This window comes from Lacticaseibacillus casei DSM 20011 = JCM 1134 = ATCC 393, assembly GCF_000829055.1.
Lineage (GTDB): Bacteria > Bacillota > Bacilli > Lactobacillales > Lactobacillaceae > Lacticaseibacillus > Lacticaseibacillus casei.
Genome location: NZ_AP012544.1, coordinates 139289 through 154708, shown reverse-complemented (window position 1 = coordinate 154708; position 15420 = coordinate 139289). Strand labels below are relative to the sequence as shown.

At 49.1% G+C, this 15420-nt stretch carries 19 protein-coding genes; 5 read left to right on the top strand and 14 right to left on the bottom strand.

The window, feature by feature from the left end; all coding sequences use genetic code 11:
* Positions 1–23 precede the first annotated feature (23 nt).
* From LBCZ_RS00745 to rsmG, 4 genes are read right to left on the bottom strand one after another with little or no spacing between them, the layout of a single operon-like run.
* Positions 24–896, bottom strand: coding sequence for a ParB/RepB/Spo0J family partition protein (locus LBCZ_RS00745; RefSeq protein ID WP_010489838.1), 873 nt, complete (start codon positions 894–896; stop codon positions 24–26).
* On the bottom strand, positions 886–1653 hold the full coding sequence (locus LBCZ_RS00740; protein ID WP_010489840.1) for a ParA family protein: 768 nt from the start codon (positions 1651–1653) through the stop codon (positions 886–888). Before LBCZ_RS00740 ends, LBCZ_RS00745 begins: the two co-directional genes overlap by 11 nt.
* A 9-nt stretch (positions 1654–1662) precedes the next feature.
* Entirely contained in the window at positions 1663–2490 is an 828-nt protein-coding gene (noc, locus tag LBCZ_RS00735) for a nucleoid occlusion protein (protein ID WP_025013231.1), read from the bottom strand.
* A 3-nt stretch (positions 2491–2493) separates the two neighbouring features.
* Positions 2494–3225, bottom strand: coding sequence for a 16S rRNA (guanine(527)-N(7))-methyltransferase RsmG (rsmG, locus tag LBCZ_RS00730; protein WP_025013230.1), 732 nt, complete (start codon positions 3223–3225; stop codon positions 2494–2496).
* 631 nt (positions 3226–3856) lie between these two features.
* Between rsmG and LBCZ_RS00725 the strand changes: the two genes are divergently transcribed.
* The 3 genes from LBCZ_RS00725 (at position 3857) to LBCZ_RS00715 (ending at position 6639) form a co-directional block, all read left to right on the top strand.
* Positions 3857–5278, top strand: coding sequence for a glycosyltransferase family 2 protein (locus LBCZ_RS00725; RefSeq protein ID WP_052253377.1), 1422 nt, complete (start codon positions 3857–3859; stop codon positions 5276–5278).
* Between the two features lie 124 nt (positions 5279–5402).
* On the top strand, positions 5403–5783 hold the full coding sequence (locus LBCZ_RS00720) for a hypothetical protein (RefSeq protein WP_025013229.1): 381 nt from the start codon (positions 5403–5405) through the stop codon (positions 5781–5783).
* A 181-nt stretch (positions 5784–5964) separates the two neighbouring features.
* Positions 5965–6639, top strand: a complete 675-nt coding sequence (locus tag LBCZ_RS00715; protein WP_010489860.1) for a type 1 glutamine amidotransferase — start codon at positions 5965–5967, stop codon at positions 6637–6639.
* Between the two features lie 122 nt (positions 6640–6761).
* Here the strand turns inward: LBCZ_RS00715 and LBCZ_RS00710 are convergent, their stop codons facing one another.
* From LBCZ_RS00710 to LBCZ_RS00695, 4 genes are all read right to left on the bottom strand, one after another.
* Positions 6762–7382, bottom strand: coding sequence for an NADPH-dependent F420 reductase (locus LBCZ_RS00710; RefSeq protein ID WP_025013228.1), 621 nt, complete (start codon positions 7380–7382; stop codon positions 6762–6764).
* Between the two features lie 242 nt (positions 7383–7624).
* The gene (pcp, locus tag LBCZ_RS00705) at positions 7625–8272 is read right to left on the bottom strand and encodes a pyroglutamyl-peptidase I (protein ID WP_025013227.1); all 648 of its coding nucleotides are present in this window, start codon (positions 8270–8272) and stop codon (positions 7625–7627) included.
* A 13-nt stretch (positions 8273–8285) separates the two neighbouring features.
* Entirely contained in the window at positions 8286–9200 is a 915-nt protein-coding gene (locus LBCZ_RS00700) for a DUF979 domain-containing protein (protein ID WP_039639708.1), read from the bottom strand.
* Positions 9200–9886 (bottom strand): DUF969 domain-containing protein, encoded by a 687-nt coding sequence (locus tag LBCZ_RS00695; RefSeq protein ID WP_025013226.1) that lies wholly within the window; start codon positions 9884–9886, stop codon positions 9200–9202. Before LBCZ_RS00695 ends, LBCZ_RS00700 begins: the two co-directional genes overlap by 1 nt.
* A 193-nt stretch (positions 9887–10079) precedes the next feature.
* On the opposite strand from LBCZ_RS00695, the gene LBCZ_RS00690 reads away from it, so the two are divergent.
* Positions 10080–11132 carry an IS30 family transposase gene (locus tag LBCZ_RS00690; RefSeq protein WP_010620018.1) on the top strand — a complete coding sequence of 351 codons (1053 nt, stop codon included), beginning with the start codon at positions 10080–10082 and terminating at the stop codon, positions 11130–11132.
* Between the two features lie 247 nt (positions 11133–11379).
* Here the strand turns inward: LBCZ_RS00690 and LBCZ_RS00685 are convergent, their stop codons facing one another.
* The 6 genes from LBCZ_RS00685 to LBCZ_RS00660 all read right to left on the bottom strand — a co-directional run bounded on the left by LBCZ_RS00685 (position 11380) and on the right by LBCZ_RS00660 (position 14136).
* On the bottom strand, positions 11380–11805 hold the full coding sequence (locus tag LBCZ_RS00685) for an Asp23/Gls24 family envelope stress response protein (protein ID WP_025013488.1): 426 nt from the start codon (positions 11803–11805) through the stop codon (positions 11380–11382).
* A 35-nt stretch (positions 11806–11840) separates the two neighbouring features.
* Complete coding sequence (locus LBCZ_RS00680; protein ID WP_025013489.1) at positions 11841–12257, bottom strand: Asp23/Gls24 family envelope stress response protein; 417 nt, start codon at positions 12255–12257, stop codon at positions 11841–11843.
* A gap of 8 nt (positions 12258–12265) precedes the next feature.
* Positions 12266–12463 (bottom strand): hypothetical protein, encoded by a 198-nt coding sequence (locus tag LBCZ_RS00675; protein WP_010489875.1) that lies wholly within the window; start codon positions 12461–12463, stop codon positions 12266–12268.
* A gap of 98 nt (positions 12464–12561) precedes the next feature.
* Positions 12562–13101, bottom strand: a complete 540-nt coding sequence (gene amaP / locus LBCZ_RS00670) for an alkaline shock response membrane anchor protein AmaP (RefSeq protein WP_025013490.1) — start codon at positions 13099–13101, stop codon at positions 12562–12564.
* Between the two features lie 13 nt (positions 13102–13114).
* Complete coding sequence (locus LBCZ_RS00665) at positions 13115–13372, bottom strand: GlsB/YeaQ/YmgE family stress response membrane protein (RefSeq protein ID WP_025013491.1); 258 nt, start codon at positions 13370–13372, stop codon at positions 13115–13117.
* A 362-nt stretch (positions 13373–13734) separates the two neighbouring features.
* Entirely contained in the window at positions 13735–14136 is a 402-nt protein-coding gene (locus LBCZ_RS00660) for a pyridoxamine 5'-phosphate oxidase family protein (protein WP_010489882.1), read from the bottom strand.
* Positions 14137–14369: 233 nt separating this feature from the next.
* On the opposite strand from LBCZ_RS00660, the gene LBCZ_RS00655 reads away from it, so the two are divergent.
* Entirely contained in the window at positions 14370–15332 is a 963-nt protein-coding gene (locus LBCZ_RS00655; protein ID WP_025013492.1) for a 2-hydroxyacid dehydrogenase family protein, read from the top strand.
* The last annotated feature ends 88 nt before the right edge of the window (positions 15333–15420 follow it).

Sequence of the window (15420 nt, the reverse complement as noted above, 5' to 3'; positions counted from 1 at the left end):
TCTACCTCCAGCGTGTTGGCTGGCTAATCGATATTGACGTCAAGCATCGCTAAGATCCGATTGAGATCTTGCTCGGATGTAAAATCAATTTCGATCTTGCCTTTGCCTTTACTGCCTTCATTAATATTGACTTTCGTGCCGAAGCGTTCGCCCAACTGATTTTCGGTTGCTCGAACATACGGTGATTTAGGCTTTTCCTTCGATGTCGAGCGACTTGTCCCGGCGTTCATCTGATTGATTAGCCGTTCAAGTTGGCGAACCGTTAAATTCTCACTAATGGTCTTCTTGGCAACACTGACCATCTTGGTCTTATCTTTGAGACTCAACAAGGTTCGCGCCTGTCCCATTGAGAGCTGATTGGCACTGAGCATTTGCTTGACTTGCTGCGGCAATGTTAACAAGCGCAAATAGTTGGCAATATATGGCCGACTTTTGCCTAGCCGTGCGGAAACTTCCGCTTGCGTCAGGTTTAAGCGTTTGATCAACGTCTCATAAGCCTGCGCTTCGTCCAACGGAGTCAAATCCTCGCGCTGCAGGTTTTCCAGCACTGCGATTTCCATCATTTCCGGATCGTTGAAATCGCGGACAATCGCCGGAATGGTTTCCTTACCAGCCAGCTTAGACGCACGAAAACGCCGCTCACCGGTGATGATTTCATAACCGGAAACACTTTTGCGCACAATAATCGGCTGGAAAACGCCGGTTTGCTTGATGGAATCCGCCAGTTCTTTTAAGCCTTCTTGATCAAAGGTTTTTCGCGGTTGATACGGGTTCGGCCGGATATCGACCAGTGGCAGTTCCTCAACGGTATTGTTAGCACTCAGATCAGGACTTTCAAAATCTTTGAAAATGGCGTCAATGCCGCGGCCTAATCCCTTACTATTCTTATTCGCCATGAGCAGCCAGCACCTCCTTGGCTAAAGCCTCGTAAACTTCGGATCCGCGCGATTTTGGATCAAAATCCACGATTGGCAAACCGTAACTCGGCGCCTCAGCCAATCGGGTAATCCGCGGAATCACGGTTGCATATACTTTATCGCCAAAATACTTGCGCACTTCATCGATCACCTGCGCGCCAAGGTTCGTGCGGGCATCATACATGGTCAGCAGAACCCCTTCAATCGCCAGATTCGGATTGAAATGTTTTTGAACAAGTCGAACCGTGTTAAGCAACTGGCTCAGGCCTTCCAATGCATAATACTCACTTTGAACCGGAATCAGAATCGAATCACTCGCCGTAAACGCATTAATTGAAAGCTGCCCCAATGAAGGCGGGCAATCAATCAAAATGTAGTCGTACTGATCCTCGATCGGATGAAGCCCCAGTTTCAAGCGCATTTCCCGGGCCATTTGACTGGTTAACTCGATTTCGGCACCGGCCAACTGGATGGTCGCAGGAACAATGGCTAAATTTTTATGTTTGGTTGGCAAAATGGCTTCGGTAATCGGATCTTCGTTGACCAAAACATCGTAAATATCCTTTTCAACTTGGGCTTTTTGAACGCCCACCCCACTTGTAGCATTGCCTTGGGCATCAACGTCGACAATGAGGACTTTCTTCCCAAGGTTTGCCAGACAGGCCCCCAAATTAATGGTCGTTGTGGTCTTGCCAACCCCGCCTTTTTGATTGGCGACAGCGATGATATGTGTCATGAGCTCCCCCTATCTCTTCTCTTTTGGAATCTCGATAATCATGCGGTAAGCGTCATCGGTATCTTCTTCTTTGGCCGTGACCTTCATTCCGGTATCGCGAATCATTTTGACTGAACGTTTCAGTGTATTCCATGCAACGCGGGTATCGTGGCTAACCGCTGACCGGCGTACTTTTGGCTTCGGCTTTTTTTCCGGCTTCTTAGGTCTTAGCCATTCATTAACCAAAGCCGATGTTTCCTTCACCGTCAATTTGTCGGCCACAATTTGATGCAATGCCTGTGCCTGTTGATCATCACCAAGCTTCAGCAATTCCCGCCCATGCCGCTCGCTGATGAGGCCTTTCATAATAGCTTCTTGCACCGGTGCATCCAATTTCAGCAACCGGATCTTATTGGCGACAAACGCCTGACTCTTTCCCAGCTGCTGTGCCAAAGCGCCTTGGGTTAACTGGTTGAGCTTCATCAAAGCCACATACGCCTGGCCTTCTTCAATCGCACTCAAGCCTTCACGCTGCAGGTTTTCTACCAGTGCCATGGACGCACTTTCATCATCGTCCATCTTCTGGACAATCGCCGGGGCTTTTACCCATCCCAACAACTGCATCGCGCGATAACGCCGCTCGCCGGCAATGATTTCATATTGGTCAGGCGCATATTCACGCACGATAATCGGCTGCAACAAGCCGTGTTCTTTAATCGTGGCCGCCAGTTCCTGAATCGAATCAGCTGAAAAGACCTTCCGCGGCTGAAATTGATTCGGCGTAATGGCGTTTAGCGGCAACTGTTGCACAACGGTCTCGTCGTTTGGCTTTTTATGGTCAAAAAATGATAATGCCACGCGTTATGCACCTCCCAATGGTTGTTTATTTGGCACTCCCGGCTTACGAGGGTATTTATTTGGTGTTGCCTTCACTTTTTCGATCACCAGCAAATGCCGGGTGTCCCCGGTTTCCGGAAGCGTTAGCGCCGCATCCTGGACTAACTTGCCGCCCAGCAAACCGATTGCCGGCTTGGCGGCGATGAGTTCCTCTGCGGTTGCGGCAGCCTTCATGGCCACAAATCGCCCTTGTGGCTTCACCAGTGGCAGGCACAGTTCAGCTAGAACGTTGAGCGCTGCAACTGCCCGCGCCGTCACCAGATCAAATTGACCACGATGCGCTGATTTTTTTGCGCCAAAAGTTTCGGCACGATCATGGAATAACTGAACATCTGCCAGCTCCAGGCGCGTCGTTAACCGCGCTAAGAAACCAATCCGTTTTTGCAAGGAGTCGACAATCGTGATTTTTAACTGCGGAAACGCGATTTTGAGTGGAATTGACGGAAACCCCGCACCGGCGCCGACATCACAAAGCGATAACGGCTGGCTCTGTAATTCAGGCAGCACCAAGCCTAAGGTCAATGAGTCATAGAAGTGCTTGAGGTAGACGTCCCCTTCAGCTGTGATGCCCGTCAGATTCATTTTCTCATTCTCGCTGATCAGATATTGGTAATAAGCCGCGAACTGATCCTGCTGGCGGTCATCCAAGACGATGCCGTGATCAGCCAGAGCGTGGACAAAAGCTGTTGGATCCATGTCTGCCTCCGTTTTTTTAATTGATTTTGTGGAACAAACAAGGTTTCACGTACCCGTCAAGTGTAACGTAAAAATGCCGTGTGCTCAACCGTATTCTTGACGTGAAAACGGGTCAAAAATCTCGTGACGTCACCTTGTGCCTAGTCATGAAGTACGCACGGTCAACGCAATTTTCAAGCGCTTCATTTTACCACAAATCAACTTGTCGATATGGTGTACTAGTTCACAAGCATAACTAATTCGACAATCAGGTTTTCGTGCTAATCTAAGGCCATCCAAGAAGAGGGTCTTTGCGTCATCAGTCAATCTTTTTGGCTCAGTCGTTTTACTTTTTTCGGTAAGTTCGTCAACACAAGGGGGAGAAAATTGTCCGCTCTAAGTCTGCCTGAATAGGGCGATGCTGCGCGAGATTTTCTAAGTGTACGAATGGATTGGAGCCGCGCGTGATCGGTATAAAAAGGGACACCGAAAAATGCGCTCACCATAACGCGTTCACCGGCGCAGGAGTCTGCGTACAAGGACCTTGGTCGCAATGGTCAAAACCCGACCATCACGACGAAGGCCACTTATACTCCGACTCCTAACTGCGCCAGTTCACGCTCACCCGAAAAGCGCGAAGGGGGTAGTCAGTATGTTTAAGCATTTTTCTAAGTTGGATTCGTGGGCCCTCGTTTTGTTCCTATTGATTGTCATTGGTGGCCCTATCCTCATTCTGTTCAGTATCAGTCATTCTTTTTTACCGTTTATTCATCACTTCGGCTTCGTGATTTTCTTGATTGTGATTAGTAGCAGCACCTGGGTTCTTTTGCTGACCATGTATTATGTGTTTATGATGCTGTTTGGCTGGGGCAAGGCACGGCGGGATTATCCATTGGTAGCGCCTAAGAGCCGATTTCTGATTTTCATTCCGGCACACAATGAAGCCGCCGTTATCACGGCCACTTTGAAACACCTTCAGCAACTCAACTATCCGAAAGCGGCCTATCACATTGTGGTTGTCAGCGATCAATCCACTGACCAAACAACGACGCTTGCGGCGGCTCAGGGCGTTCAGGTGATCGACACATCACGCCAACGCTATCAGCGCGTCGGCGTCGGCAAACCGGCCGGCCTCCAATACGCATTGGATGAACTGACCGACTCGGGCACCTTGGAACAATACGACTTGGTAATGGTGCTGGATGCCGACAACTTCACCGACCCTAACCTTTTACGGGAATTGGACAGCCAATATCAGGCAAAGCACTTTACCGCCATTCAGGCCTATCTTGATAGCAAAAATGACAATACGCTGCTGACGTTGGGTTACGCCATGAGTTATTGGACCATGAATCGCTTCTTTCAGCTCAGTAAATATCGGCTGGGTTTGGACAACAGCATCGGCGGAACCGGCTTTGTCGTCGAGCGTCAATGGCTGGAAGCTAACCACGGGTTTCATTCACACAGTTTAACCGAAGATCTTGAAATGGAAATCCGTATTGTGGAAAGCGGCGGCACCGTGGGCTGGAATCATTTTGCCCGCATTTATGATGAAAAGCCGGATCATTTGCGCGCCAGCATGACCCAACGTTTCCGGTGGAGTCGCGGACATTGGTATACTGCCTTTCACAATTTAGTGCCGTTATTGCATCACTTTTTGAAAACCGGCGACTTGCGTGACTTGGATCAACTTAGCTATCTCTTTTCCATGCGCCAAAACTTTCAATATCTGCTCGCGTCTTTCTTTGGCATCGCGTGGGTCATCAGTCTTGTGATGCCAAGTCTTGGTCTGCATCCAATCTGGCTCATCGATGTCGATCGCAGTTATTTCGTACCGATAACATTGATCAACTGGCTGATTTTGCTCGAAGGATTCATCCCCATGATTGCCGGGTTTTTATACGATGCTAATTGGGAAGGTTCCAAGTGGCTGATCACGCCAAAAGCCGTCCTCGCCTTTTTCTGGTTCTCGCTCACTTATTTAATTGTTCAGATCGGCGGCTTGCTCACTTTTCCTAATCAAAAAGCCTGGGCACATACCCAGCATGTCCTGACCGTCACGCATCACCTTTGATATGGCTTGTTTAAGGCGTGCTTATGCCAACCAGTAAGACGAGATGATAAAATCCAGAATCATTTTGACAATCTCTGACGACAGTTCGATAATGAAGTGGTAACTAAACTCAGAGGCGAAAAAAATGGAATTAGACGGCAAAGAAATCAGGGAAAACGAACAACTGACCGATGCACAGCTGACTGACTTGCACCAGCAATATCAAGCTTTGTGGGACAAATTAAAAAAAGATAACTATCGAACCGAGCATCAGTTCATGGAAGTCTTATATGAAGAACCCGACAACGTTCAAAACTATGAAGCGGCGTTTTTCACGTATCAGATCCGCAAAGATACCGGTGACAATCAGTTTGATCAGTTGAATATCATTTTAAACAATAAACTGACTTTTCATGATCAGCCTGATGAATTCGTATTTGAGATTAGCGATTATCCGGATATGGATGCGATTTATAAGGCGATCGAAGAAAAGGCCCAGCCTTGGATTAAGGCTCACAAGCGCTAGCATTTTCGCTAACCTTGTGGCTTAAACGTCAATGCGGTTAAAGAACCGATCAGGATTTACAATGACCGATCTTTAGCCGCATTGTTTTGATGTCGAAGCGTCAGATAATCTTACCACTTCTCTTTTGTCCCAAACTTGTGATAGGCTGTTGCCAATCAAACCAAACGGAGGCACTTGATTCATGGCGGATATAATCAAAATCGCGTACTTGTACGAAGATCTCATGAATACCTATGGCGACAGCGGCGATGTTAAAATTTTGCGCTATTTGCTGAATCAACAAGGCTACCAGGTGCAGGTTGATAACATCAGCCTCGGCGACGACTTCAATGCCGACGACTATGACTTCATCTTCTTCGGCGGCGGTCAGGATTATGAACAAACCGTGGTCGCTAAGGATCTGCTTCGGTACGCCCAAACGTTAGGCCGGTATATCGAAAACGGTAAACCCATGCTGGCGATCTGTGGTGGCTACCAATTGCTGGGCGATTACTATAAAACCAGCGAAGGTACCGTCATCAAAGGCCTTGGCATTTTGCCACTGCATACGGTGTTCAAGCCGGACAGTCGCATGATTGGCGACACCAAGTACCAAACCGAATTCGGAACCGTTAAGGCGTTTGAAAATCATAGCGGCCGAACCTATTTTGACGACAAGAAAAAGCTTAAGCCTCTTGGAAAGATGATTGAAGGGTATGGCAACAATCCTGAAGACGGTGTCGAAGGCATGCGCTACAAGAATACCATCGGCAGTTATTCCCATGGTCCCATTCTCAAAAACCAGAACATCGCCAAAGCTATCGCTAAAATGATCGTGCAAAATCACAAAGACCGCATCGGACAGCCTGCGCACTAACACTGCGACTGACGCTGAGTGATTCGGCCTTGATCGCTTTTAAATTTTAGACGTATCAATAAAACGGAAAGCTGCCTCACGCCCGAGCCTGAAATGACGCGTGCATGAATAGCAGCTTTCCGTTATTTGTTTGCCTGCGCCCGCACCTGATCGGCATCGCCCGTAAACAGGAACAACGGACCATCTGCCTGTGCCGGATAACTATCCGCCAAGTCACCAAGATCCACGACATCAAAACCGATTTTTTTAATCAAATTCGTCACGGTTTGTTTGGCAGCGGCATCATCCCCGGCAATCGGAATTGCAATCCGATCGCTTGACTGATTCGGCTTAGCCAGACTGCGGATCTTCGTCATGGCAATGGTATTGAATGCCTTCACCACTTTCTTGGTACCGAAGTGCTGCGCCACCAGCTCCGACGAAGTGGTATGATGCTTGGTCAATGCCGGGCGCTCGCCATCACGGCTGGGAAAATAGTTAGTCGCATCAATCACGACCGCATCTGCTTTTACCTTTGTCGGCAACTCGTCTAAGGCGTTAAACGGCACTGCCAACACGACAATATCTTGATCAGCCGCCTCAGCGACCGTGCCTGCCTCGACCGTCGATCGCATCTCGGCAATAGCCGGCGCCAACGAAGCCACGCCATGGCGATGGGACAAAATCACTTTTTCACCAACATGACTGAAAAGCTGGCCAAGCGCGCGGCCCACATTACCTGATCCAATAATCCCGATACTCACGCAATCGCCCTCCTTGTATAGGTTCATTGAGTGAAAACTGACTTCTAATATTATTATATCGCCTATAGGGAGGAAACGGAAAAGACAGGGTTATTCTATGGGCGGCAAACTGTACTTTGATTGTTACTGTTCTACAAGACGTGCACAGTTTCAGAAAACTCCTTGTAACGACTTTGGGCGCAATGGCAAAATCCGCCACCACGCCCAAAGCCACTAATGCTTCGATTTCTAAACGCTCACCCTCAGTGAGTCTTACCCTCAACCGTTTCCAAATCACCCTTACCATCGCGTTCAACAATGGCTTGGATCGCGGCCGTAATGCCTTTCACATCGTCATCAAGCGACAACGCCGGCGTTTCTGGCCGGGCAACGACTTGCTCTGGTAAAAACGGAATGTGCATGAAGCCGGCTTTGATGGTCGGGAACTCTTTATCGCGCATGTATTGAACCTGATAAAAAATGTGGTTGCAAACATAAGTGCCCGCAGTGTTAGACACTGAAGCAGGAACGCCGGCTTCACGAATGGCCTTTGCCATCGCTTTAATCGGTAATTGGGTGAAATAAGCGGTTTGCCCATCTTCGTGAATCGTATGGTTCAACGGCTGATATCCAGCGTTGTCTTTAATCCGGCCGTCGTCCAAGTTAATGGCCACCCGCTCCGGCGTCAATTCAAAACGGCCGCCAGCCTGGCCAATACTGAGCACATAATCCGGCTTTTCTTTAACAATCGCATCATGCACCACATCCGCAGACACGTTAAACTTAGTCGGAATTTCCAGCTTCACAATCGTTGCGCCGCTGATTTCGTCCGGCAAGCGTTTAACCGCCTCTATCGCCGGATTAATTTTATCATCGCCAAAAGGGTCAAAACCCGTTACAAGAATCTTCATATTAATATCCTTTCTAAAATGCCAAGAAGTACATCAAACCGATTTGAATCACCAGCAACAACACGGCAATCGGTGCCTGTTGCTTGATGACGCCCAATGGATCGTCCATTTCCAGCAACGCAACCGGCAGACTGTTAAAGTTGGCTGCCATCGGCGTCAGCAAGGTTCCGCAATACCCCGACGTCATGCCAATCGCCGCAACAATCGCCGGGTTGGCACCTTGGGCAATGACAAACGGAATTCCGATCGCGGCGGTAATCACCGCAAAGGCCGCAAACGCGTTACCCATAATAATCGTGAACAGCGCCATCGCCACACAGTATAAAATGACGCCACCCAGATGACTGCCAGCCGGAAACAGGCCGGCAATCAACTTAGCCGTCAGCGAGCCGACCCCGGCCGCGGTGAAGACTGCGCCTAAAGTGGCCAACAATTGCGGTAAAATACCGGCGGCACCAACTGAGCGAACCATCCGCTGCGTATCATTATAAACCATTTTTCCGGAAGCTCTGGTCATGATGATAGCAACCACTAGGGAAGCTGCTGCGCCAATCCCGATGCCGACCTGACCGCCGAGCTTCGTGAACTGGGCAACCGCGATCGAAACAACTGCCAGCACGACGCTCGGGACAAAGACCCAACCGCCGAGCCGCTTAGCTGCCTGGGCTGCATGTGCACCGTCAACCGGTTTGATTTTTCCGATTTGAATCTGCTTGAACAGCGCAAGTACGCCGATCACCACAACCAAAATACCCACAACCATCGCCGGCAATAACGTGCCAAAGGCGAAAATAACCGCCAGAATGAGCCAAAACAGGCCGGTACCGATACGGGCCGGATTATCTTTTGCACGAAAAGATTCAATTCCGGCTAGTGCCATCACGACGCCAATCAAGGCATAAAGCACTAGAAGCAACGTGTTCACCATCAGCGTTTGCCTCCTTTATCGGTCCGTGGGTCAGTCTCAAACTGCCGATCAAACCAGCGATTATAAATAGCCACAACGACTAATGTGATGATCGCAACCGGAATGGATGCCAACACGACCTGCATCGGCTCAACCGGATGCTTGAGGCCCTTCATCGTACTGGCGATCAATAAAACCCCGGCTGTTGCCACAAACAGATTTTGGGCAAAAAAGTTACCGAAATTATCTGTCGCGGCCGACCGCGCTTTGATGAGATCAATTTCCTTATCCGTCAATTTGCGTTTGGATTCAGCCGCCGCGGTGACCATTGGCGTAATCAATGGCCGAACAAACTGCACCTGGCCAGACAATGAAATCCCAAAAACACCGCCTAATTCACGGATCACTAAGTAAAGATTCAAAATGCGACTGGGCGTGAGCTTCTTTAGTTTCTGAATGCCAGTCACCGCTACCTCTTTTAAGCCATGGCTTTCAACCAGGCCGATCATCGGCAGCGTCAAGAAGAAAAGCGACACCATGCGATTATCAACGAAACTCTGACCCAATGTCGTCAATAAGTCCGGGATACTCATGCCAGAGAAGACAGCCGTGACAATGGCCGCCAGCACCACAACCGCTGTCGTATCCCACTTCAAAGCAAAGCCGACAACGATGATAACAATGCCGAGTAATTTCAAATATTCCAAATGCTGTGCCTCCTTATTGATAATGGTGAAAAGTTTAAAGGTTATTTGTAGGAAGGTCAATTGATTAAAGTCGCGCATTTTAGAATCAAGTTAGCCACTGTCTCAAAATTTTTTGGACAATAAAAAACATCAAGAACAGATATCCTGTATCATTGAAGTTCCTACACAAACAATGGAAGAGGATATTGTCTTGATGCAGAAACAGGATAGCACACACCGCCAAAAAGGTCAGCACTTAACATCACTCGAGCGCGGAAAAGTGGCCGGATTCCGCCAAGCTGGGAAGTCCAATCGTTGGATTGCTGCTGAAATTGGCGTCTGCCCGCAGACCATTAATAATGAAATCAAGCGAGGTACAGTAGATCAGGTCAAGAAGAGTAATGGCAAGCGCGTCTACCATCGACAATACCTGCCAGAGGCTGCTCAGGCACGTTACGAGACTGCACGCTTGAGCTGCCATCGTCCTGACAAGTTCGCCAGCGTACAGGTCTTCTTAGCCTGGTACGTACAGCGAGCTAAGCAGGACAAATGGTCGCCGGATGCTTCAATCGGCTATGCCAAGCGACACAAGCTGTTTACTCCTGAAGAGCTTGTTTGTGCCTCGACTTTGTACCAGTACATTGACGACCAACGCCTAGAGATTCGAAATATCGACCTGTTGGAGAAGACTAAGCGGAAGACCTCTCACCAGCACCACACCAAGGCTAAGCGCCTGGCTGGCCGCAGTATCGAGGAACGGCCTAAGGTCGTTGAACGACGCAGGCAGTTCGGTCACTGGGAGATGGATACCATTGTCGGTAAACGCAATGGCAAGGAGAGCGTCATCTTGACTCTGATTGAGCGCAAGACCCGTTGCCAACTTCTCCGCTTGATCGAAGGACGAGATGCAGACTCTGTGAGCTATGCATTGCGTGGAATCAAGCGCGAATGGGGAGCTTGCATCAAGACCATCACAGCCGACAACGGACCCGAGTTCACCGCCTTAAATACTGCTTTTGCTGGGACGGAAACTGAGATCTTCTACGCCCATCCTTACACGTCCTGCGACCGTGGCACCAACGAGGCACATAACCGGATGATCCGCCAGGACTTCCCTAAGGGCATGTCCCTAGATGACATTAGCCCTAGTCAAGTGCAGGCCACGCAAGACCGCTTGAATCAGTTGCCTCGCAAACAACAGGGCTACTGCACACCCCAGCAAAACTTTGAGGCCGAAGCTCGGCGCGTTCGCCGCATGGCCCAGTAGTCTCTCTAGCGCCACAACTTCTATTTGATAACGGCCTGTTCTGGGATTGTCCTCAACGACTGGCTAACTTGTTCTTGCAATTTACGAATTGATTAAAGTGTGCAACTATTTATAACGGATACTATTTTATGGAAGACAATCTTCTGACTGTTGCACCGTTGAACGGACGCAATGAGAGTATCTAAAAAGGGATAGCCCCGTTGGCTGGGGTTATCCCTTTTGTATTGAAACGCGCCAGTTCACGCTCTTAGGCCGGTTGCATTTCCTTATCTTTGTCCTTGTCTTTATCCTTTGCCTCATTGCGGGCAATTTCTTCTCTTGTCAGCATATCCTTGACCGTCATTTTAACTTCAGTCACATTCAACCCGGTCATTTGGCGCACGTTTTTAGCAATCGCCATGGTGACTTTGTTGAAAATTTCGGGTACGTTTTCACCATAGCGAACCGTTGCGTCAAGTGAGACGGAGACATCCTGATCGTCACTCAAATCAACGTTAACGCCTTTGGTCGGGTCTTCATCTTTGCTGAACATGTCGGTGATGTTCGCCATCATGCCACCTTCAAGCGAGTAAACACCTTCGACTTCATTACAGGTGATCCCCACGATTTTAGCAATCACCGCGTCGTCGAATTTCAATTCCTTATTGATGCCGCTTTGTTTCTTGTTATCCATTATTAATCGCTCCTTTTTTGAGGTCGTTTAGTAACTTAACGTTTTTGCCATTCGCGTTTCGTCAACACATCTTTAACGTGCATATTCAACTCAACTAGCTGCAGACCGGTCATGCGCTCGATTTGCGCGCTGATCTTGTCGCACAGTTGCTTGAAAATGGCCTGGGCATTGCTATCGAATTCCAGGAAAACATCCATATCGATCGCAACCTGCTTTTCACCGACTTCCGCCGAGATCCCCTTAGTCAGGTTCTCACCGCTGGAAAAAGTCTCCGTCAGATTGTCCATCATGGAGCCGTCCATCCCCAGAATGCCATCGACATTCTGGGCACAAATGGCGGCAATTTTCTCGATGACCTTATCTTCAAAAGTCACCCGACTATTGGCCATCAGCGTCTCGAGCTGATTCGCTTTTGGTGCCGGTGCGGTTTTTGGTGATGCTACTGCATCCATCGACTCACCTACTTTCCTTTACTAAATGCATCTTTGCCAGACGTTAGCCAGCTCATGAGGTTGCCCCAGTTAGGGACGAGATAGCGCTCAATGAGCCAGCCTAATCCGCCAAAAATCACGACAAGCATCATGCCCATAAACCCGAAGCGCATCCAGGCAAAGGCAAGAATGACGCCAATCACAGCTCCGATTGTTCCTTGCTGCATGCTGTTATCACCCTTTCGTAGCTGATGAACGCTGCTGCCAACGGTGCTTGAGTGCGCACCCGGTTTGACTGGCAATCAGCCTTCATCCATCCGCGACATCAAATGACCCGAGCAGTTTTGGCTTTCACTTTCGTTGCCGGAAGCAGTTGCACCCGCACATGCTTGACGGGAATGCCGAGACATTCCTGCAACTTCTGGCGCGCAGTTTCTTCAATCTGCTTGGCTTCCTGTTTCAGCTCCTTGCCGTTTCCGGAAAAGGCTGCGATCCGCATGCGGGCCACTTGCTTCTTCCGAATGCTGACGTCCACATCCACTGATTTGGCAAAATGGCGGGCCACGATTGCTTTTGCCACCGTGTTTTCAATGGCACTTTTATCAAGGGTCAAATCACCATCATCCCCTGCCAAAATCAAAGCATTAGCCGTTGAACGCCGGAAAATAGCAACTAGCAGCATGATCAGAAAGACCAACAGCACCAATCCCGTTAAACCGATCATGAGCGGCCGTAACCACACAGCTTGCTGCAGATAGAACCGGGTAAATTCGCGATTGGGCCAAAGCAACAACCCAAAGCCCACACTCTGTAGCAATCCGCAAACGGCAACGAGGCCGAATAATCCTTTCGTTATCGGTTTCATCTTTTGTTGCCTCCTACGCCTTGCGCCGGGTCGATCCCAACAGCAAGGAAACAAGGAAGACAACAATTACTGCGCCGATAATCGCCGGAATCAGTGCCATGCCAGCCAGTGACGGCCCCCAGTTACCGAGTAAAGCCGTGCCAAGCCACGCACCGATCAGCCCGCCGATAATATTCCCGAGCCAACCAAGCGGCATGTCCCGACCAACGATGAGCTGCCCAATGCAACCGATCACAGCACCGATAATCAGTGTCCAGATTAAATGCATCATGGTAATCATCCTTTCTTTTTGAGCGCGAGCCGGCGCGGTTAGGAGTCGGAGTGTAAGTGGCCTTGGGCGTGATGGCCCGGGCTTAGACCATTGCGACCAAGGTCCTTACACGCAGACTCCTGCGCCGGCGAACGCGTTATGACTAACAACTTTCTGACTATCTTAAGCTTAACGAACCGAACTTATCATTCGCAATAAATATGCTAATAATAACAATTAGTATTTAATTGAAGACACAAGAAAACCCGCCGTTATGCGTTTTACACAACGACGGGTTTATGAATCCGTTAATTAAAAAGATTAACGGATTAATCGAAAAACCATCAACTTATCCAAATGCCATTTACGGATTCGGTTCGCGATTAGCCTTCGATCAAATCGCCGGCATTCGGACCGGCATCCAACTTGTAAATCCGATCAACATTGATAACAACAGCACTGATGGCTGCTGGCAAGTGACGTTCCTTGGCAAATGCCTGCGCATCTTCAAAGATCTTGTCATCATTATGAAATTCAACGGTGCCTTCAAACCGAAAGCCCTTCAAAGCCTTGTAATCAACTGAGGCAACGGCAGCCTTTTTGGAGTACTGCAAATTGTGCCACGCTTGTTTACCGGTTTCTTCGTTGTAAATCAAGTGATGATCATCCAAAACTCGCATGGTGCCTTTTGGGCCGACCTGCGGATTTCCGTTCTCATCGGCGGTTGCCAAGTAGTTAAGCTGTGCACCGATCATGTCTTTCATGTCTTGCGTCAAAGTTGCCATCAACGATCAATCCCCTTTGCTTACTTTTTGTTACCAACGTCAGTGTAACACAAATTGATCGTGCACGTCAGTTCTTGCTTCTTTTTTAACCTTTAAGGTGTTCCGATTCACTAGCGACGCTTGGAAAAGATGGTCGCGTTTTTATTCATTTGGCGGAACCTGTATTACACTAAGGGTAAGTCATGAATGGATTTTGTCGTAGGTTCGGTTTGACCTAAGGAGGGCAGATATTGATGCCACAGGTTTATGTTTCAGCAGCTTTGCCTAAATCCGCCAACGCGGCATTGCAAAAAGCCGGAGTGGATTTTGACGCGTACAACGGTAAGGGACTCATTACTGAAGATGAGCTCCAAAGTCATTTAGCTAACACTGAAGTTCTCATTACAGCACTTTCAACCCCAGTCACGGCAGCAACACTAGCAAAGGCGCCCCATTTGAAACCCATCGCAAACTACGGGGCCGGCTTCAATAACATCGACGTCACCGCCGCCAAAGCGCAGGGTGTGCTCGTGACGAACACGCCAAAAGTTTCGACCACGTCAACAGCCGAGGTGACACTAGCCTTGATGCTGGCAGTTTTGCATCGGGTCACAGAAGGCGATCGGTTAATGCACGGTCCCGGCTTTTCCGGCTGGGCACCGACGTTCTTCTTAGGCCATGAACTTGCCGGCAAAACCGTCGGCATCATCGGCATGGGGCAGATCGGGCAAGCCGTTGCCAAGCGCGTGCATGCATTTAATGCCAAAATTCTCTACACGCAACATCATCAACTGACACCTGAAGCCGAACAGGCACTGGGAGCAACGTTTACCGATCGGGCAACTTTATTGCAGCAAAGCGACATCGTCACCCTTCATTTGCCACTGGTGCCGGCCACACACCATTTGCTCGACGCTCAGGCACTGGCAACGATGAAGCCGACTGCCTATCTCATTAACGCAGCACGCGGTCCCTTAATTGATGAAACCGCCCTACTCAAACAGCTAAACGAGCATCGTCTGGCTGGAGCTGCGCTAGATGTCTACGAGGCTGAACCGCATGTCAGCTCAGGACTCAAGGCACTGGACAACGTTGTGCTAACGCCAAACATCGGCAATGCAACCGTTGAAGCACATGATGCCATGGCCAAAATCGTCACCGACAATACGTTGGCTGTTCTAAACGGTAAACAGCCGCAATACGTTGTGAATGGCTAAGCAGCTGCTATAACTCAATTAAAAACGCCAACCAACCTTCTTTGCCGCGATGTCGGCTTCAGGTCATTTGGCGTTTTGTTTTGTACAA